Source organism: Mesorhizobium sp. WSM4976 (assembly GCF_029625685.1).
GTDB lineage: Bacteria > Pseudomonadota > Alphaproteobacteria > Rhizobiales > Rhizobiaceae > Mesorhizobium.
In genome coordinates this window covers 262,251-281,333 of record NZ_JARTVT010000003.1, presented here as the reverse complement: position 1 = coordinate 281,333, position 19,083 = coordinate 262,251, and the positions used below count along the sequence as shown (strand labels likewise).

Genomic DNA, 19,083 nt, shown 5'->3' with positions numbered 1-19,083 from the left:
ACTCAGGCCAGCAGGCTCGCCGCCTCGTCCTCGCCAAGCAGTGGCGGCTGGTCGACAGCGCCTACGACGGCGACCGAGTTGCGGCTCTCGCCCGAGGCGAGGATGGCCTCCATGATCTCAAGCACATGCAGAGCCAGCTCGCCGGACGCGCGCGGCTTTCTCTTCTCAGACAACGAACGCGCCAGATCGGCGACGCCGAGCATGCGGTAATTGGCGCGATCTGGCGCCGCATAAGGCCAGTTGCGCGCGCCGTAGAGCTCGCTTTCGCTGGCGAAATCCGTCCAGTTGGCACCACGCGCTGAAAGCGAGACCGTGCCGCCGAAGGTGTCGGGATCGGGGAGCCTGAGCGACCCTTCGGTACCGTGCAGCTCGATGGGGTGGTTGGAGTGCTTGAAGACATCCCACGAGGCGCCGAAAGTGACAGTGGCCCCGGAGCGGAACTCAAGGAGCGACAGGATGTTGGTCGGCGTGCCGACCTTGAAAGTGGTGTTCTTGTAGGGGCCGTCGGCGGTGATCAGCCGCTCCTCCTGGCCGCGCGTGGCCATCGCCATGACACTGGCGACGGGCCCAAGCAGGTTGACGAGCATCGTCAGATAATACGGCCCCATGTCGAAGACCGGGCCGCCGCCTGGCTGGTAGTAGAATTGCGGGTTCGGGTGCCAGTGCTCCATGCCGCGCCCCATCATGAAGGCGGTGCCGGTCACGGCGCGGCCGATCGCGCCCTCATCCATCAGGCGGCGCGCGCGGCGTCCGGCGGCGCCGAGGAAAGTGTCGGGAGCCGAGCCCAGCAGCAACTCACGCCTCGCCGCTTCCGCCACCAGCTTGCGGCCATCCCTGGCCGAGGTGGCGAGCGGCTTTTCGGTGAAGACATGCTTTCCCGCCGAGAGCGCTGAAAACGAGATGTCGAAATGCGCAGCGGGAATGGTGAGGTTGAGGACGAGATCGACCTCCGGGTCGGCGAGCAACGCGTCGACGCTGAGCGCGCGGATGCCATATTCCTTGCCGCGCAAGACAGCCATCTCGGCGGAAATGTCGGCGCAAGCGCGCAACTCCACACCGGCAAAAAGTGCCGCGTTGCGCAGATAGGTCATCGAGATGTTACCGCATCCGATGACGCCGATACCGAGCTTTGCTACTGAATTTGCTTGCATTTCCCTTTCGACCTCCCATTCGGCGACACCCGGGACAAGCCATCGCGACGGCGACGGACAATTCTCGTGACTCGCTATAGCCCATTTTAAATCTTGACGCGCGTAAAATTTTTATAGAGCATATGAGAACGCTGGCCTAGCGTCACAGGCCGCCGGCCTTGTAAATCAAGAGATTAGGGAATTATGAGCCTAGGGACCAAAGTGCGCCTTGCGCGCCTCTTCTCGCACCCATCCGGGAATCTATTTGGCGGCGCAGTCGACCACTTCGTCGGCTACGGCGACGTGCGCAAAGGCGGCCTCGCCGATCTGCCCGGCGCGCTGGCCCGCGTCATGGCGGGCAAGCCCGACTATGTCAGCATCCAGCCCGGCACCGCCCGCCATCTGTGGCCGCAATATGCAGGCAAGGCTGCCCTGGTGATCCAGGCCGGCTGCTTCACGCCGGACGACCGCATCAGCGAACTGATCGCAACGCCCGAGGACGCGGTGCGCGCTGGCGCCGATGCGTTGGCGGTGGCCATTCCGGTGCGCGGCGCGACCGAGGGCAAGTACATACGCTGGCTGACCGATTCGGTGAATGCGGCGGCCCGCTACGGAATGCCGGTGGTTGCGCATATCTATCCGCGCGACTTCACCGACGGGGCAAAAATCGTCTTCACCCCCGACGAGATCGCCTATGCGGCGCGTATCGGCTACGAGTCCGGCGTCGACGTCATCAAGATCGGCTACACGGGCGATTTCGAGTCCTTCCGGGAGACCGTCCGAACCTGCCCCGTGCCGGTTGTGATCGCGGGTGGCCCGAAGACCGATACGCTCCTCGGCGCGCTTCAGCAGACGGCGGACGCCATTCGTGCCGGCGCGCGCGGCGCCGTGGTGGGCCGCAATCTCTGGGGGCACGGCGATCCTCAGAAGGCAGCGCTTGCCTTTCGGGGCGTCATCCATGACGGGCTTTCGGCGCAAGAAGCGCTTGTGAAGGCGGGCGCCTGAACCATGCCCAGCGTCCCCTCGATCCTCGGCTTTGGCGCCATTGCGATCGACGACATCGTCTATGTCGATCAGCCGTTGTCGGCGGGCAAGGGGAAGGTCCTGCAAAGCACGCGCGCTTTCGGCGGCAATGTCGCGACGGCCCTTGCCGCCGCCGCGCGGCTCGGCGGAAGTGCCGGATTCATCGGGTGGCTGGGCAGCGCCGATGACGATGCGGTGTTGTTCGACCTCGTCGCCAGCGGCGTTGAAACCGCGTTCGCGCCACGCCATCCCGACGCGCGCCCGGTACGCTCCCGCATCACCGTCGGCTCGGACGGGGACCGGTTCATCGCCTATGACGACGACGCGTTGCTGGGCACCGCGCCGGACTTTCCGGAAGATATCCTCAGCCGCGCGACTGTCCTGATCGTCGACAGCTACGCGATCCGCTCGCTGGATGTCGTGGACAGGGCTCGCGATCTCGGGCTCGCAATCCTCGGCGATGTCGAATGGAGGGCCGGCCCAGCCACGGACAGGCTGATGGCGCTCTGCGACCATCTCATTCTTCCGCTCGGCTTTGCGCAGACCGCCACGGGCTACCGAGCGCCGGCCGAGATGCTTGATGCCTTGTGGTCGCCGTCGCGCTCCGCCGTCGTTCTGACCGACGGCGGCCGGGGCATCTATTATCGCGGGCGCGAGGAGACGGCGCTCTGGCACCTGCCTCCGCACCGGGTTGCGGTCGTCGACTCGACCGGTGCCGGCGACTGCTTTCACGGCGCCTATGCCCATGCATTGACGCGCGGAGCCGACACCGCGGGCCGGGTGGCATTCGCTGCCGCGGCGGCGGCGCTTTCGATAACCGGGCGTGGCGGACGCGAGGCGCTTCCGACCGACAGCCAGGTCACGGAATTGCTGGCATCGGCGAGCGCGCCTTCGGCGGTCGAACTGAAATATGCGCGCCTCGGTACCGGAACATAGGATGAAAACTACCCGAGGAAATTCTCACAAGCAAAAGGCAAGGTGAAAAGCAAAAAGATCATCGGCTTTGACTTGTGGAGGGAGGAATATGGCGGAAGTCATTCTTGAGAATATCTGCAAAACCTACGGGAACAATTTCCGCGCGATCGACCGATTGAACCTGTCGGTCGAGGACGGCGAGTTCCTGATCCTGGTTGGGCCATCCGGCTGCGGCAAATCCACCGCCTTGCGAATGATCGCGGGATTGGAGGACGTCACAAGCGGCAGCCTTCGCATCGGTGGCACAGACGTCGTCGACATGCCGCCCAAGGACCGTGATATCGCGATGGTGTTCCAAAGCTATGCGCTATACCCGCATATGACGGTGTTCGAGAACATCGCCTTCTCGATGCGGCTGGCGGGCAAGCCGAAGGCCGAGCGCAAGAAGCGCGTGGACGAAATCGCCAAGACCCTTCAGCTGACGTCGCTGCTGGACAGCAAGCCCGCCAACCTTTCCGGTGGACAGCGCCAACGGGTTGCGATGGGCCGCGCCATGGTGCGCGAGCCGGCTGCCTTTCTCATGGACGAGCCGCTCTCCAATCTGGACGCAAAACTGCGTGTGCAAATGCGCGCCGAGATCACCAGCCTGCAAAAGCAGCTCGGCGTCACCACCATCTACGTTACCCACGATCAGACCGAAGCGATGACGATGGGGGACAGGGTCGCTGTGTTGAAAGGGGGCGTGCTGCAGCAGGTCGACACACCGAAGCGGCTCTATGAATCGCCGGTGAACGCCTTCGTGGCCGGCTTCATCGGCTCGCCTTCGATGAACCTTTTCGAAGGGACACTGACGGGCGACGAACTGAAAGCCGGCACCTTCGCCATCCGGCTCCAGGATGCAGCCTTCGCGCGCAGGCCGGGCTTGAGGTCGTATGCGGGGCGCAAAATCGTGTTCGGGATCCGGCCGGAGCATCTCTATGACAGCAGCCTCGAATCCGGCCGCAGATATCAGACTCTGCCGGCAAAGGTGACCTCGATCGAAGAGCTCGGGTCGGAACACATCGTCCATCTCAACATCGACGCGGTCCGGGTGGACTCAGGTGACCCGGACGCGGTGGAGGATTTCGGCCTGGCGTCGAATGCGGTGGCGAAATTCGAACCGGAAAGCGCAGTCCGCTCCGGCTCGGAAATCCGGTTGGCCCTGGATGATACCAAGCTCCATTTCTTCGATCCCGAGACGCATCTGGCGATCTGAAGATTTGCGGCAAGGCCAGCAGGCGGGAGCGAGGCGCCTGCGAATGAAGACTGATGAATGAACCAGACGATCTTCCGCATTGTGCGGCCGATCTCAAAGAAGGAGGAGAAAATGACGTTTCGGATAAAGCCCGCGATGCTGAAGATAGCGGCGGCCGCATGGCTGCTTGGCGCAACCAGCGCCATGGCGGACACGACCCTGGAATTCACGCAATGGTGGGAGCCCGAGTTGCCCGCAGGCTCGCTGCGGAAGATCATGGATGATTTCGAGGCCGCCAATCCCGGCATCAAGGTGACGCTGGTCAGCGGTCCCTACGCGGCAACGCGGGATCAGATCTCGGTCGGCGCGGCGACCGGAACGCTCAGCGACGTCGTCGGTCTCGACGGCGCGTGGGTGAACAATCTGAACGCGCAGAACGCGCTCGCCGACATGAATCCGATGATGGATGCGAGCAAGTTCGACAAGGCGCAAGTCGCGGACATCATCAAGGTGGACGGCAAGGCCGTGATGTTCCCGGTCGCTTCGTTCGTCTATCCGGTCTTCGTCAATCTGGACCTCGCCGCCCAGGCGGGCGTCACCAAGCTGCCATCGACCCGCGCGGAGTTCCTCGAAGCCGCCAAGAAGATGACTCATGCCGACAAGAACCAGTATGGCTGGGTGCTGCCGCTGTCGCTGCAAACGCCGTCCGGCGTCCAGAACGACATGATGTCGTGGGTCTGGGCATCGGGCCAATCGATGATGGCTGACGGCAAGCCCGCCCTCGAGGGCAAGCCGGTGGTGGACATGCTCACCTTCGTCAAATCGCTCAACGACGCGGGCACCATCTCGCCCGGCATCGCCACCAAGACCGAACAGGAAAAGGTCGAGGAATTCGTCAACGACCGGGTGGGAATGATGATCGACTCGCTCGCGCATGTGAACCTCATCCGCAAGCGCAATCCCAAGCTGAACTTCGACCTCATCCCGGTCCCGGTTGTGGAGAACTACAACGGTAAGCGCGGTCTTCCCTACGCCTCCTGGGGCATCGGCATCTCCGCCGGCTCGAAACACCAGGGAGAGGCCTGGAAACTCGTCCAATATCTGATGAGCGAGAAGGTCAACGCCAAGCTGGTGTCGCTGGCCAACGCCTTCCCGGGCAACGTCAACGCCAAGCCCGATTTCGTGACCTCGGACAAGGCTTTCGGCAAGGCTTTCGAAATCTTCAAGACCGGTTACCTCGCCAACGAATTCACGGGTCTGCCGGTGGCTGAAGACCTGATGACCCAGTTCGACGTGGAAGCCCAGAAGATGCTGGCGGGCGAGCAGTCTCCGGAACAAGCCGCGGCCAATGCTCAAAAAGGATGGACGGCGAAATTCTGATCGGCCTGTTTTACGATCCTCGACCGGGAGGCCTGGCTTCGGACAGGCCTCCCGGCAGCAACGTACCGGCGACGCGAGTGTTCTCGAAGCTCGCCTTCTCTCGAAGGCGTATCCCAAGGTTGGCACATGACCCGGCAGAAGCGCTCCCGTCACGGACTGAAACGAGCGGTCGCACCCTATCTCTATCTGTCGCCATCGCTGCTGATCATCGGCCTGCTGATGCTGCTGCCGATGGTGACCGTGATCTCCTATTCGTTCCAGAACAGCGCGGTGCTGCGTCGCGACTCATCCTTTGCCGGACTGAAACACTACCAGGCGATCTTTGCCGATCCCGTATTCTGGGCCTCGCTGTGGCACACGCTCTACTTCACGTGCATGAGCGTCGTTTTCCACATGACCATCGGCATGATCTTCGCGCTCATGCTGAACAGCGACCGCATCAATCCGACGCTGCGCAACATCCTGCGTGTGCTCTACATTCTGCCCTGGCTTTTCACCGCGGTGATCATCGCGGTGATCTGGCGCCTGCTGCTCGAGCCCAACGGTGTCGTCAACAGCATTCTCATGCAGCTGGGTCTCATCGGTTCCAAGATCGAGTGGTTTTCCTCGCCCGAGACCGCGCTGCACGCCGTCACCTTCGCCAACATCTGGGCGGGCTACCCGCTCTTCATGGTCAGCCTGCTCGCGGGCCTGCAGGGCATTCCCAAGGATTTCTACGAAGCCGCCGATATCGACGGGGCGAAGGCCTACCAGAAGCTGATCTTCATCACCATCCCGCAGCTGATGCCGATCATCATCAGCATCTCGCTGCTCGACTTCATCTGGACCATGCAGGTCTTCCCGTTGATCTGGATCACGACGGGCGGCGGTCCGATCTACTCGACCGAGGTGCTCAGCACCTACACCTACAAGCTGGCGTTCTCGAGCTACAACCTGTCCCAGGCGTCGGCGAGCGCCGTGGTGATCCTGCTGATCTCGCTTGGCCTGACGCTGTTGTACATCCGCTACCAGAAGGCCCGGTAATCACCATGAGGAAAAGGCACACGACGAAGGACAGGCTGATCACCGTCGCGCTGCATGTCGCGCTTGTCGCGGGGCTGCTTTTCGCGGCCTTCCCGATCTACTGGATGCTGAGCAGCTCGTTCAAATCGAACACTGAGATCTTCGCCCTGCCGCCGACCATCCTGCCGAAAGCCTTCACGCTCGAAGCCTATGCAGCGATCCTTGGCGACCCGGTCAAGCTGCGCTTCTTCTTCAACAGCTACTTCGTGGCCTTCACGGTGACCATGCTGACAGTGCTGATCGCCTTGCTGGCGGCCTACGGGTTCAGCCGTTTCAATTTCCGTGGCAAGGGCAGCCTGAACACACTTATCATCAGCACGCAGACCATCCCGCCGATCACGCTTCTGATCCCCTTCTTCGGGCTCGTCGTCTCGTATCGCATCTTCGACACCTATGTCGCGCTGATCGTGACCTATCTGGTCTTCACCCTGCCCTATGCGATCCTTTTGATGACGGGCTATCTAAACACCTTGCCGCGCGATCTCGACGAAGCTGTCGCCGTCGACGGTGGTACGAGTTGGACAGCGCTCTGGCGGGTGATCGTGCCGATCTCGCTGCCCGGTATCGTGGCGACGTCTGTTTATACTTTCCTGTTGTGCTGGAACGAATTCCTCTTTGCGCTGACGCTGACGAAGTCGACGTCGATGCGCACCGTCCCGATCGGCATCCAGCTGTTGATGGGACAGCACGCCTTCGAATGGAACCAGATGATGGCGATGAGCGTGCTCGGCTCGCTGCCGCTCCTGCTCATCTACCTCGTTGCCCAGAGGTTCTTCCTCGCCGGCATGACCGCGGGCTCGGTCAAATAAACACGTCCCGCGGAGAACCAAGGATTGAAAGCATGAACGTGAAAGACCTCAAAGTCGGTTGCCAGACCTTCACCTGGGAAATGCTCGGCGACCGTTTTGCCGGAGGCCCGGACGATCTCTTGAAGGCGATTTCCAATGGCGGCTATGCCGGCATCGAGATCACCGACACCATGATCGGCCACTATGCCGGCAAGCCGGCCGAATTCGCCGCAGCGCTGAAGGCGTCCGGCCTCACGCTCGTCTCCTTCGCCTTCGGTTCGAAGAGCGGCTTTACGCTCAAAGAGAAGATCGGCGAGGACCTCGACACCGCCAAGCGCTGGATCGACTTCGCGGCCGCCTTTCCGGGCGCGCTGGTGTCGATGGGCTCTGCGACAGTCGTCTCCGATGGACTGCGCGACGACAAGTTCGCCATCGCGGCGGAAGTCTACAACAAGGCGGGCGAGCTCGGCCGCAAGGCCGGCGTCCAGGTCGCGGTGCATCCGAGCTCGCACCACAACACGCTGCTGTTCGACCGTGCCGATTACGACCGCATCTTCGCCCTGATCGACGCCTCGCTGGTCGGCTGGGTGCCGGACACGGGGCACATCTTGCGCGGCCACAAGGATATGGCCGACACGCTCACGACCTATCGCGACCGCATACGCTACGTGCATCTGAAGGATGTCGATGCGAACGGCACTTGGGCGATGCTCGGCAAGGGCGTCTGCGACACGGCGAAGGTGATCGAGATCGCCGGCGCCGCCCCCCATTTCAACGGCTGGCTGGTTCTGGAGGAGGAATCGGAGACCGCCGCCGCAGATCCCGCCGGCGCGGTCAAGATCAATCGCCAGACCATGCGCGATTATGGAGCCTGACGATGATCGTCAAGAAAGACCGTCGCCTTCGTGTCGGTGTGCTCGGCTGCGGGCCGATCGCGCAGTTCGCGCATCTGGAATCCTGCGTGAAGGCAAGCAACGCCGATCTCTACGCGATCTGCGATGCGGCGCCCGATCTGCTGGCGCGGATGGGCGCCACCTACGAGCCGCGGAAGATGTATGGCGACTATGACGAAATGCTCGCCGATCCGGAGCTCGAGGCGGTGATCGTCGCCACGTCGGACGCCTATCACGTGCCGATGTCGATCAAGGCACTGGAATCGGGCAAGCATGTGCTTTGCGAGAAGCCGATCGGCGTGTCAGTCGAAGAAGGTGAGAAGCTTGCCGAAGCGGTCAAGCGCTCGGGCAAGGTGCTGCAGGTCGGGCACATGAAACGCTTCGACCCGGCGCTGGAAGCGGCGCGCGATTTCGTGCGGGACGAGATGGGCGAGATCCTGGCGCTCAAGGCCTGGTATTGCGATTCCACCCATCGCTACACCAACACCGACGCAGTGCAGCCGCTGCCCATCACAAGCAAGCTGGCGAAGAAGCCGGGCGGCAATCCAAAGGCGGACCTGCGGCAGTATTTCATGTTGGCGCATGGTTCGCATCTCGTCGACACGGCGCGCTTCCTATGCGGCGAGATCACTGCAGTGCGCGCGCGCCTCAACGAGCGCTTCGGCGCCTATTGCTGGTTCGTCGAGACCGAATTCGCCAATGGCGCGCTCGGCCATCTCGACCTCACCGTCGCCGTGCGGATGGACTGGCACGAGGGCTTCCAGCTCTATGGCGAAAACGGCTCGGTGATCGCGAAGACTTTCAACCCCTGGTATTTCCGCGCCAGCGAGGTCGATATCTTCCACGAGAAGGACGCGACAACACGCAAGCCGCTCGGCGCCGACGGCCATTTCTTCCGTCGCCAGTTGGAAGGCCTCGCCGACACGGTGCTCAACGGCGCGCCGCAACGTGGCGCCACGGTCGAGGACGGCCTCGCTTCCATCCGCGCCATGGTAGCGATCGCCCGTTCGGTCGAGAGCGGCGAGCGCGTCGAGCTCGCCAACGTGACGGGAGCGGTCTGATGCAGGTCGGGGTGTTCGCCAAGACTTTCCCGGGCAGCGAGCCGACCGGCGTGCTTGCCGCTGTCCGTGATGCGGGCTTTGCGGTCACCCAGTTCAACCTAGCCTGCGCCGGCCTGCCGTCGATGCCGGACGCGGTTCCGGACGCGGCGATCGACGCCATCGGTGCCGCTGCCAAGGCGACCGGGATAGGTCTCGTCGCTCTCTCCGGCACCTACAACATGGCGCATCCGGATAGTCGGATGCGCGAGGATGGACTGCGACGGCTGGCGGTTGTCATCGAGACGGCGGCCAGGCTTTCGATCCCGCTTGTCACGCTCTGTACCGGGACGCGCAACGCCGAGGACCAGTGGGCGTGCCACCCCGACAATGCCCATCCCTCAGCCTGGACCGACATGGCTCGCGAAATGGCAAAAGCGCTTCAGCTTGCCGAGCGTCATGGCGTCGATCTCGGCATCGAGCCGGAGCAGGCCAACATCGTCACCTCGGCGGACGACGCCGTCCGGCTGATCGGCGAGATGGGCTCGAAGCGGCTGCGCATCGTGCTTGACCCTGCCAATCTGTTCGAGCAAGCGAATGCCGAACAGGCACGCTTTACCGTTGCCGAAGCAGTCGAGCGCGCGGCTGGCCATGTCTCATTGGCACATGCCAAGGACCGCTTCGCCGACGGCCGCTTTGCCACGGCCGGACAGGGCGTGGTCGACTTCCCCGATTTCATCGCTCGCCTGGAGGCCACGGGCTTCGACGGGCCGCTGGTGACGCACGGGCTCTCGGCCGAGGAAGCCCCTGGCGTAGCGCGTTTCCTGAAGGAGCTGGTGTGATGGCGGGGCAGAAGGCGCTTCTTCGCGACGGCGCGACGCTGCTCATGACCGACACGGGCGAAGGCCCGGCGGTCGTCTTCCAGCACGGGCTAGGCGGCGGCGAGGCGCAGGCCGCGCAGACTTGTCCCCTGGGCCTCCGCCGGATCACGTTGGAATGCCGCGGGCATGGCGGCTCAGTCCTCGGTGAACGGCGGCCATTCTCGTTTGAAATGTTCACTGACGACGTGCTTGCCGCCGCCAACCAGGCCGGTCTCGACCGCTTCGTCGCCGGCGGCGTCTCGATGGGCGCGGGAATCGCGCTTCGCCTCGCCTGCCGTCATCCGGAGCGCGTCACTGGCCTCATCCTGGCGCGGCCGGCATGGAGCTTTTCGCCAGCGCCGCAGAACATGCAGCCGATCGCCGAGGTCGCCCGGCTCATCCTGGTCCACGGCCCGGAGAAAGCGAGGGCGGTCTTCGCGCAATCCGGCACCGCCGCGCGGCTCTACCGTGAGGCGCCCGACAACCTCGCTTCGCTGCTCAGCTATTTCGACCGGCCCGAGGCAAAATCATTCGCTCAGGTGCTCGCCGACATCGCCGCCGACGAACCCGGTGTATCGGAACGCGACGCTGCCGCGCTCGACATTCCGGCGCTGGTCATCGGCAACGAAATCGATGCCGTCCACCCGCTGTCGACCGCCTACGCACTGGCTGCCGCGATACCCAACGCGATCTTCGCGGAAGTAACGCCCAAGGCGCGCGACAGCGCGAAACATTTCGCCGAACTGCACGAGCAGATCAGCTTCTTTCTTCATTCCCACTCGAAAGCCCGGAGCCTTATTCCGTCATGACCGCCAAACCCCTCTCCGGTCGCGCGGCAATAGCCGCCCTGCCCCGCAACCGGCTGATCGGCGAATTCTCGCTGTGGTCGGCGGACCTCGCCAACATGGAGCGCGACCTGAAACGGATCGAAGCCCATGCCGACCTGCACCACATCGATGTGGCGGACGCCCGCTTCACGCCCGGCTTCTTGTTCTTCCCGGATCTGGTGGCGCGCATCGCCAGGCTGACGGCCAAACCGATCCACGTGCATTTGATGGTCGAGGCGGAAATCGTCGAAGCGCAGACGCGCCAGTTCATCGAGGCCGGCGCCGACCTCGTCACCATCCACGCCGAAAATGGCGCGGCCGGCCTCCGCGCGGTGAAGCTGGCGCATGAGCTCGGCGCCGAGGCGGGCGTGGTGCTCAGGCTCGAAACACCCGTCGATGCGATCGAGCCGTTCCTGCCTGACGTCGCCTTTGTGACGCTGCTCGGCACGTCGATCGGCGTCAAGGGACAGAGCCTGTCCGAGCAGGCTTGTCCAAGACTGATCGAGGCGCGCTCCCTGATGCGACGAGCCGGCCGCGAGGCCGACATCGTTCTCGCCGCCGATGGCGGCATACGCCACGAGACGGTGCCGCTGCTGCGAGCAGCAGGCGCCGACACTGTGGTGCTGGGCTCGCTCGCCTTCGGCGATCCCGATCTCGCGCGGCGCATGGCCTGGCTGCACGGGCTGAAGGCCGCCGCCTGATGAGCACACTTGCGCTCGCCTTCGATCTCGGCGGCACAGAGCTGCGCAGCGCGCTGGTCGAGCGCAGCGGCGACGTTGTCGCGCGCGTCTCGGAGCCAACATTGGCCGGCGCGGGTTCGGAAGCGGTAATCAGCCAGATCATCGCGCTGGCGGGCAAATTGCTCAAGGAACATCCGCGGGCCAAGGTGGTCGGCATCGGCATGTGCGCGCCGGGTCCCCTCGATCCCAAAGCGGGCATCGTTATCGGACCGCCGACGCTCGCCGGCTGGCGCAACGTGCCGCTGATCGACATCCTCAGCCGGCAGTTCGGCCTGCCAGTGCGGCTGGAGAACGACGCCAATGCGGCAGCGCTCGGCGAATGGCGCTTCGGCGCCGGACGCGGAACCGGCTCGCTGGTCTTCGTCACCGTTTCGACTGGCATAGGCGGCGGCGTGGTAGCCGATGGCCACATCTATCACGGCCGGCGCGGCCTGGCGGCCGAGATCGGCCACATGACGATCACCGGAGAAGGCGATCGCTGCTTCTGCGGCAATGTCGGCTGTTTCGAGGCTGTCGCTTCGGGCACCGCTCTCGGGCGCCGGGCGACGCGGCTCACCAGCCCAGGCGACGGCTCGGTGCTGAGGCGTCTTTCCAATGACGGCGATGTCTCCGCCCGGCATGTCGTCGAAGCCGCCCGCGCCGGCGATGCCAGCGCCCGGGAATTGGTCGAGGCCGAGGCGCGATGGCTCGGCGTCGGCTTCACAAATCTTCTGCATCTCTATTCGCCGGATCTGATCGTCATGGGCGGCGGCCTCGCCAACGGCTTCGACCTGCTGGCGCCCGGCATCAGGGCGACGGTTAACGAGCGAGCCATGCAAGTCTATCGCGACGTGCCGATCGTGCCGGCCGAGCTAGGCGACCGCGCCGGGCTGGTCGGCGCTGCAAGCCTGATCTTGTGGGCCGGTGAGCCGGGCACGGCCCTGGCCATGGTGCAGAACGACTAAACCGAGAGCGCGGCGGTAGAGCTCGGCGCGCCCGGGGAGCTAAGCCGTGGCCGAAGCTCAAGTTGAGCAGGGTGCGCAAATCCTATGGGTCAGCGGAGATCACCGCAGGAAGCCTTGCCCGCATCTTAGACCATGAAAATGCACTGCACTCTTCCCGCGCCCAGAGGCCTCGGCTATTCGGCCGCTACCCGCTGACCGCCAGCGCGGCGCAACAGGGCATAGCCCGCCTCATCAACCGCCTGCGCCGCTCGTTTGCGGATCGCATCGGACACGAGAACGCCATCGGCGAAATCCTTGTCCGTCGCATAGACCCCCGTCGGCAAGGCAAGAGCCTCGAAGAATCCGAACAGCGGCCGCAGCTGGTGCTCGACGATCAGCGCGTGCCGTTCACCGCCGCCGGTGGCAAGCAGCAGCACCGGCTTGCCCCTGAGCGCGGAGGGGTCGAGCAGGTCGAAGAAGTGCTTGAACAGGCCCGTGTAGCTGCCCTTGTAGGTCGGTGACCCGACCACCAGCACATCGGCGTTGACGACCTTGTCGAGAACATCGCGGCCCTGCTGATCGAGATCGCGCGCCCATTTGGCGCTGCCGAGCGATGCCCCGACGTCCTCGATATCATAGGTGCTTGCCGACAGATTGTTGCGGACGGCGATATCCCTGACCACATGCTCGACGAAGCCGCGCGTCTTCGACGGCCGGGTGAAATTTCCGGAGAAACCGACAACGGTTGGATTGGGCATGCTGTGGCACTTTCTCGGTATGTCGACGACCAGAGTCCAATGTCTATAATTTTTATAGACTAATGACTCACCTTAGAAGGAACCGTCGACCCTTGGAGGGCTCGCTGCCGAATAATTTTTCCATGGCTCGAACAGATTATGGGTACGCACGGCGAGACGCGTATAAGCAACTTGCCGATCAGCAGGGGAAAAGGGCGCGAAGGCATAGGGCGCGCCATCCTGGATTGTCTCTTCAGCCCTGTAGGTGAACCTGCGGCAGGGCGGCAGCGAGCGACCGCGCGAACGCATCCACCAGCGCGTCGACCTGGGCTTCGGTCATGATCAGCGGCGGACAGAAGGCGATGGCATCGCCCATGTTGCGCGAGATCACGCCATTCTGCTGCAGGAAGCCGTTGACCAGCGCGCCAAGCGCCGCCGGCTTGCCCCAGGGCGCCTTGGTTGCCTTATCGGCCACAAGCTCGACAGCGGCGATGAGGCCGACGCCGCGCACCTCGCCCACCAGCGGATGTGAGGCGAGCTTGCGCAGCCTTGCCTGCAGATGCGCGCCAACCTTGCGCGCGTTGCCGACGAGGTCGCGCTCCTCGATCAGCTTGATGTTCTCCATCGCGACGGCCGCGGCGACCGGATGACCCCCGCCGGTGAAGCCGTGGCCAAAGGTGCCGATGCGGTCGCTCTCGTCGGCGATCGGCTCGAACACCTTGTCGTTGATCAGCAGCGCCGAGATCGGCAGGTAGGAGGATGATATCTGCTTCGACAGCACCATGATGTCGGGCTTGATGCCGAAGGTCTGCGAGCCAAACATCTCGCCAGTCCTGCCAAAACCGCAAATCACCTCGTCGGCCACCAGCAGGATGTCGTATTTCGACAGCACTGCCTGGATCTTTTCCCAGTAGCCGGCTGGCGGAACGACGACGCCGCCGGCGCCCATGATCGGCTCGCCGATGAAGGCGGCGATCGTTTCAGGCCCCTCGGCGAGGATGAGCTTTTCCAGCTCGTCTGCGAGCCGGGCGGAGAACCGTTCCTCGCTCTCGCCGGGCTCCGCGTCGCGCCAGTGATGCGGCGTCGACGTGTGCAGGATGTTGGCGATCGGCAGGTCGAAGGAGAGATGGTTGTTGGGCAGTCCGGTCAGGCTCGCCGACGCGATCGTGACGCCATGATAGCCGCGCGTGCGGCTGATGATCTTCTTGCGCGCCGGCTGCCCAAGCGCATTCGAGCGATACCAGATCATCTTGATCGCGGTGTCGTTGGCCTCGGAGCCGGAATTGGTGAAATAAGCCTTGCTCATCGGGATCGGCGCCATCTGCACCAGCTTCTCGGCCAGGTCGATCAGCGGCGAATGCGCCTTGGAGCCGAAGTCGTGATAGAAAGGCAGCTTCGACATCTGCCGGGTCGCCGCTTCGACCAGCCGCTTTTCCGAGAAGCCGACGGCAACGCTCCACAAACCGGCCATCGCCTCGATGTAGCGATTGCCCGCAATGTCCTCGACATAGACGCCGTCGCCCTTTTCGATGACCAGCGGACCAGTTTCCTGGTGCTTGCGGGCGTTCGTGTAGCCATGCATGTGGTAGCGGATATCGCGAGCTTCAGGGGAATTCGGTCGGGCGTCCATCATAGGGGTCCTGTCTGAGGTCCAAAGCGGAAACAGAACGAGCTTCCTCGTTGAGAAATCCGAAAGTTCCGCATTGCATTGTCGCACTGATGCCTCATCGCGAAGGCTGATCGCAAGAGCCGCGAAGCCGGGATCGATAGCGCCAACAAGCCGCGGCCGTCGCGGAACCGATGCCGCAGCAGGGTTGGATCATGGAACAAGTCGATTGCATCATCGCTGGCGCAGGCGTGATCGGCCTGGCGGTTGCGCGCACCATGGCTGCGCAAGGCCTCGACACGATAGTCCTCGAAGCGGCGGATGGCATCGGCACCGAGACGAGCTCGCGCAATTCGGAAGTCATTCATGCCGGGATCTACTACCCGGAGGGCTCGCTGAAGGCCCGGCTCTGCGTCGCTGGCCGCGACATGCTGTACCGATACTGTGCAGAACGCGCGATCCCGCATCGCCGCGCAGGCAAGCTGATCGTGGCGACCGACGAGGCCCAGGACCCCATGCTTGCCACGATCCAGGCTGGCGCCGCTGCCTGCGGCGTCGACGATTTGCGCTTCGTCTCCGCCGCCGAAGCGCATGCCCTGGAGCCGGCGCTTCACTGCACCAAGGCGCTGCTCTCCCCTTCAACCGGCATCATCGACAGCCACGCGCTCATGCTCGGCCTGCTCGGCGACGCCGAGGTCAACGGCGCCACCCTGTCGCTCAACACCCGCATCGTCTCGGGCCGCGTCGAGCCGAGCAGGATCGTGGTGCGGACGATTGACGCGGCGAGCGGCGAGCAGTTCGAGATCGCCGCGCCGCGCCTTATCAACGCGGCCGGCCTTGGCGCCGTCACCTTGGCAGCCTCGCTCGAAGGGTTTGGCCGGCAATTCCTGCCGACGCTTCGCTACGCCAAGGGCAATTATTTCTCGGTTGCCGGGCGCGCGCCCTTTTCCCATCTTGTCTATCCCGTGCCTGAGCCCGGCGGGCTCGGCGTCCATCTTACTCTCGACCTTGCGGGCGCCGCCCGCTTCGGACCGGACGTCGAGTGGACGGACACGATCGACTATCGGGTCGATCCGACGCGCGGCGAGCGCTTTTATGCCGCGATCCGCAAATATTGGCCTGATCTGCCCGATGGCAGCCTGCAGGCGGCCTATAGCGGCATCCGGCCGAAGCTCTCCGGCCCAGGCGAGGCCAACAGCGATTTCGTCATCCAGCATGCCGCAACGCATGGCATCGACGGCCTGATCAATTTGCTCGGCATCGAAAGCCCCGGCCTGACTGCCAGTCTGGCGATTGCCGAACATGTGATGTGCATCCTCGCGCCCAAGACGGGCTGACGACGCCGCGGCGTCAAGACGCGGCGCTCTGGTGCTCAATGCCGGCGTCCACGTCCGGCGAGGCGGTATCTGAAGCGATCGCGCACGAATTCGTTGAAGAATTTGCCTTTTGAGAAAAGTTCCGCAGGCCGGGAGCAGCCTTGCACACGTGCTCCGATCGCCTATCTGAGCCGCATGTCATCAGCCAAACGCCCGACCAGGGAGAGCGCCCGCCAGGGCGATCTCTTTGGTGCGCCCGCACGCGCGCTGGCCGCAAGCCTGCCCGAAGGCTTTTCCTACCAGCCGGAACTGATCACCCGTGACGAAGAGCACGAACTGGTCCGCCATATCCGGGGCCTGCCTTTCAAGCCGTTCGACTTTCACGGCTATCTAGCCAACAGGCAGGTCATCGGCTTTGGCCTGCGCTATGACTATGAGCGCCGCCAGGTGCTCGAAGCGCCGCCCATTCCGGATTTCCTGCTGCCGCTGCGCGCCAAGGTCGCCGAATTCGCGGGCATCGCGGCGAGCGAATTCGCACAGCTGCTGATCAACGAATATCGCCCGGCCGCCGGCATAGGCTGGCACAAGGACAAGCCGCATTTCGAGCTGGTCGCCGGTGTTTCCCTGCTGGCGCCCTGCAGCTTCCGGCTGCGCCGCAAGAGCGGCACGGCGTGGGACCGCGAAACGATCGAGGTCGAGCCCAGGTCCGTTTATCTCATGGCGGGACCGGCGCGAAACGAGTGGGAGCACTCCATCCCGCCTGTCACGCAACACCGCTACTCCGTCACCTTCCGGACAATGCGCGTTTCTTGAGTCGCCGCTGTCACGGCTTTCCGGGAACCATCACCCGGCCCCAGGGTTGTGTGGTCAGATTTCGAGATCGAAAGGAAAGGACGATGCGCACCTTGACGGTGGTCCTGACGCTGTCGGCAATGGCATTGGCGCAGCCAGCTTCTGCTCAACGCGCCGATCCCCAGCCGCCGCAAGCCCCGCCTCCTGCTCAGGAACCCCTCCCGGACGAGCCGCAGCCCGGCCAGCCCCAGCCCGGCCAGAACGACGCCGCCCAGAACGTCACCAACATTGTCGTGGTGGCGATGGAGGACCTGCCTTCGGAAGTGAAGGCGCAGGCGGAGGCCATAGTCACCAGGACGACGGCAAAGGAGCTGGCCAAGCTGCAGAACTCGGTCGACGCTTCGCCCGAGGCAACGTCGGTCCTGCATGCGAACGGGCTGAATTCCTCGCAGGTCGTCGCCGCCAACATCGATGGTGACGGCACGCTGACGCTGATCATCCAGACGACGGCCTGACCTGGGGGCATGCCCCGGCCAGACGGCGGCCCACGGGCCGCGCTTGGCCTTCGATCCTCACTCTTGCGGAGGTCGCCATGACCGAAGCCGCAGTCCGCAACTTCACCCTGAATTTCGGGCCGCAGCACCCGTCCGCGCATGGCGTGCTGCGGCTGGTGCTGGAATTGGACGGCGAGATCGTCGACCGCGCCGACCCGCATATCGGCCTGCTCCATCGCGGCACCGAGAAGCTGATCGAATACAAGAACTACCTGCAGGCGCTACCCTATTTCGACCGGCTCGACTATGTGGCGCCAATGAACCAGGAGCATGCCTTCTGCCTTGCCGCCGAAAAGCTGCTGGAAATATCGGTTCCTCGGCGCGGGCAACTCATCCGAGTGCTGTTCTGCGAGATCGGGCGGCTGCTGTCGCATCTTCTCAATGTCACCACGCAGGCCATGGATATCGGCGCCCTGACCCCGCCCCTCTGGGGTTTCGCCGAACGCGAGAAGCTGATGGTGTTTTATGAACGCGCATCCGGCGCCCGTATGCACGCCAATTATTTTCGGGTCGGCGGTGTGCATCAGGATCTGCCGGAGCAGCTCCTGGACGACATCTGGAATTTCTGCGATCCGTTCCTGAAGGTCTGCGACAATCTCGAGGGCCTGCTTACCGACAACCGCATCTTCAAGCAGCGCAACGTCGATATCGGCGCGATTTCGCTCGATGACGCCTGGGCCTTGGGTTTCTCCGGTCCCATGGTGCGCGGCTCGGGCGCCGCCTGGGACTTGCGCAAGGCACAGCCTTATGAAAGCTATCCCGAGATGGAGTTCGATATCCCGGTCGGCAAGAACGGCGACTGCTACGACCGCTATCTGGTGCGCATGGAAGAGATGCGCCAGTCGGTGCGCATCATGCGGCAGTGCCTGGAGAAGCTGCGCTCAGCCGGTGGCCAGGGTCCGGTCGCGGTGCCCAATCAGAAGATCACGCCGCCGCCGCGCGCCACCATGAAGCGCTCCATGGAAGCGACCATCCATCATTTCAAGCTCTATACCGAAGGTCACCGCGTGCCGCGTGGCGAGGTTTATGCCGCGGTTGAGGCGCCGAAGGGCGAGTTCGGCGTCTATCTGGTCTCCGACGGCAGCAACATTCCCTATCGCTGCAAGATACGCGCGCCATCCTTCGCCCATCTCCAGGCGATGGATTTCCTGTCGCGCGGGCACATGGTGGCGGATGTCGCGGCGATCATCGGCTCGCTAGACATCGTCTTCGGCGAGATCGATCGCTGACAAGGTCGATCGTCCGAGGAGAAGGGGAGCCCGGCGT

General features: G+C 63.8%; 19 protein-coding genes. 16 read left to right on the top strand and 3 right to left on the bottom strand.

The features are described from left to right. Positions 1-2: 2 nt before the first annotated feature. Positions 3-1,151, bottom strand: coding sequence for a Gfo/Idh/MocA family oxidoreductase (locus P9272_RS05460; RefSeq protein WP_128256162.1), 1,149 nt, complete (start codon positions 1,149-1,151; stop codon positions 3-5). 183 nt (positions 1,152-1,334) lie between these two features. On the opposite strand from P9272_RS05460, the gene P9272_RS05455 reads away from it, so the two are divergent. The 12 genes from P9272_RS05455 (at position 1,335) to P9272_RS05400 (ending at position 12,833) form a co-directional block, all read left to right on the top strand. Further along, on the top strand, positions 1,335-2,135 hold the full coding sequence (locus P9272_RS05455) for a class I fructose-bisphosphate aldolase (protein WP_278159621.1): 801 nt from the start codon (positions 1,335-1,337) through the stop codon (positions 2,133-2,135). A 3-nt stretch (positions 2,136-2,138) separates the two neighbouring features. Further along, positions 2,139-3,089 carry a PfkB family carbohydrate kinase gene (locus P9272_RS05450; protein ID WP_278159620.1) on the top strand — a complete coding sequence of 317 codons (951 nt, stop codon included), beginning with the start codon at positions 2,139-2,141 and terminating at the stop codon, positions 3,087-3,089. Positions 3,090-3,177: 88 nt separating this feature from the next. Continuing rightward, entirely contained in the window at positions 3,178-4,323 is a 1,146-nt protein-coding gene (locus P9272_RS05445) for an ABC transporter ATP-binding protein (RefSeq protein WP_278159619.1), read from the top strand. Between the two features lie 111 nt (positions 4,324-4,434). After that, the gene (locus P9272_RS05440; RefSeq protein ID WP_278159618.1) at positions 4,435-5,682 is read left to right on the top strand and encodes a sugar ABC transporter substrate-binding protein; all 1,248 of its coding nucleotides are present in this window, start codon (positions 4,435-4,437) and stop codon (positions 5,680-5,682) included. Between the two features lie 126 nt (positions 5,683-5,808). Beyond that, the gene (locus P9272_RS05435) at positions 5,809-6,705 is read left to right on the top strand and encodes a sugar ABC transporter permease (protein WP_278159617.1); all 897 of its coding nucleotides are present in this window, start codon (positions 5,809-5,811) and stop codon (positions 6,703-6,705) included. 5 nt (positions 6,706-6,710) lie between these two features. Next, positions 6,711-7,553, top strand: coding sequence for a carbohydrate ABC transporter permease (locus tag P9272_RS05430; protein ID WP_278159616.1), 843 nt, complete (start codon positions 6,711-6,713; stop codon positions 7,551-7,553). 32 nt (positions 7,554-7,585) lie between these two features. Beyond that, positions 7,586-8,407, top strand: a complete 822-nt coding sequence (locus tag P9272_RS05425; RefSeq protein ID WP_278159615.1) for a sugar phosphate isomerase/epimerase — start codon at positions 7,586-7,588, stop codon at positions 8,405-8,407. 2 nt (positions 8,408-8,409) lie between these two features. Continuing rightward, positions 8,410-9,486 carry a Gfo/Idh/MocA family oxidoreductase gene (locus P9272_RS05420; RefSeq protein WP_278159614.1) on the top strand — a complete coding sequence of 359 codons (1,077 nt, stop codon included), beginning with the start codon at positions 8,410-8,412 and terminating at the stop codon, positions 9,484-9,486. Continuing rightward, positions 9,486-10,304, top strand: a complete 819-nt coding sequence (locus P9272_RS05415; RefSeq protein WP_278159613.1) for a sugar phosphate isomerase/epimerase — start codon at positions 9,486-9,488, stop codon at positions 10,302-10,304. The genes P9272_RS05420 and P9272_RS05415 overlap by 1 nt, the downstream gene beginning before the upstream one ends. Continuing rightward, entirely contained in the window at positions 10,304-11,131 is an 828-nt protein-coding gene (locus P9272_RS05410) for an alpha/beta hydrolase (protein ID WP_278159612.1), read from the top strand. The genes P9272_RS05415 and P9272_RS05410 overlap by 1 nt, the downstream gene beginning before the upstream one ends. Next, positions 11,128-11,850 carry a ribulose-phosphate 3-epimerase gene (locus P9272_RS05405; protein WP_278159611.1) on the top strand — a complete coding sequence of 241 codons (723 nt, stop codon included), beginning with the start codon at positions 11,128-11,130 and terminating at the stop codon, positions 11,848-11,850. Before P9272_RS05410 ends, P9272_RS05405 begins: the two co-directional genes overlap by 4 nt. Beyond that, complete coding sequence (locus P9272_RS05400) at positions 11,850-12,833, top strand: ROK family protein (RefSeq protein WP_278159610.1); 984 nt, start codon at positions 11,850-11,852, stop codon at positions 12,831-12,833. Before P9272_RS05405 ends, P9272_RS05400 begins: the two co-directional genes overlap by 1 nt. Before the next feature lie 173 nt (positions 12,834-13,006). Here P9272_RS05400 and msuE read toward each other — a convergent pair whose 3' ends face one another. After that, positions 13,007-13,570, bottom strand: a complete 564-nt coding sequence (gene msuE, locus P9272_RS05395; protein ID WP_278159609.1) for an FMN reductase — start codon at positions 13,568-13,570, stop codon at positions 13,007-13,009. A gap of 232 nt (positions 13,571-13,802) precedes the next feature. Beyond that, positions 13,803-15,179 carry an aspartate aminotransferase family protein gene (locus tag P9272_RS05390; RefSeq protein WP_278159608.1) on the bottom strand — a complete coding sequence of 459 codons (1,377 nt, stop codon included), beginning with the start codon at positions 15,177-15,179 and terminating at the stop codon, positions 13,803-13,805. A 191-nt stretch (positions 15,180-15,370) separates the two neighbouring features. Here P9272_RS05390 and P9272_RS05385 point away from each other — a divergent pair, with 191 nt between their 5' ends. The 4 genes from P9272_RS05385 to P9272_RS05370 all read left to right on the top strand — a co-directional run bounded on the left by P9272_RS05385 (position 15,371) and on the right by P9272_RS05370 (position 19,046). After that, positions 15,371-16,492, top strand: a complete 1,122-nt coding sequence (locus P9272_RS05385; RefSeq protein WP_278159607.1) for an NAD(P)/FAD-dependent oxidoreductase — start codon at positions 15,371-15,373, stop codon at positions 16,490-16,492. A 174-nt stretch (positions 16,493-16,666) separates the two neighbouring features. Beyond that, positions 16,667-17,284 carry an alpha-ketoglutarate-dependent dioxygenase AlkB gene (locus P9272_RS05380; RefSeq protein WP_278159606.1) on the top strand — a complete coding sequence of 206 codons (618 nt, stop codon included), beginning with the start codon at positions 16,667-16,669 and terminating at the stop codon, positions 17,282-17,284. Between the two features lie 83 nt (positions 17,285-17,367). Beyond that, a complete protein-coding gene (locus tag P9272_RS05375) occupies positions 17,368-17,778 on the top strand; it encodes a hypothetical protein (RefSeq protein WP_278159605.1) in 411 nt (136 codons plus the stop codon). A gap of 77 nt (positions 17,779-17,855) precedes the next feature. After that, positions 17,856-19,046, top strand: coding sequence for an NADH-quinone oxidoreductase subunit D (locus P9272_RS05370; protein ID WP_278159604.1), 1,191 nt, complete (start codon positions 17,856-17,858; stop codon positions 19,044-19,046). Positions 19,047-19,083 lie beyond the last annotated feature (37 nt).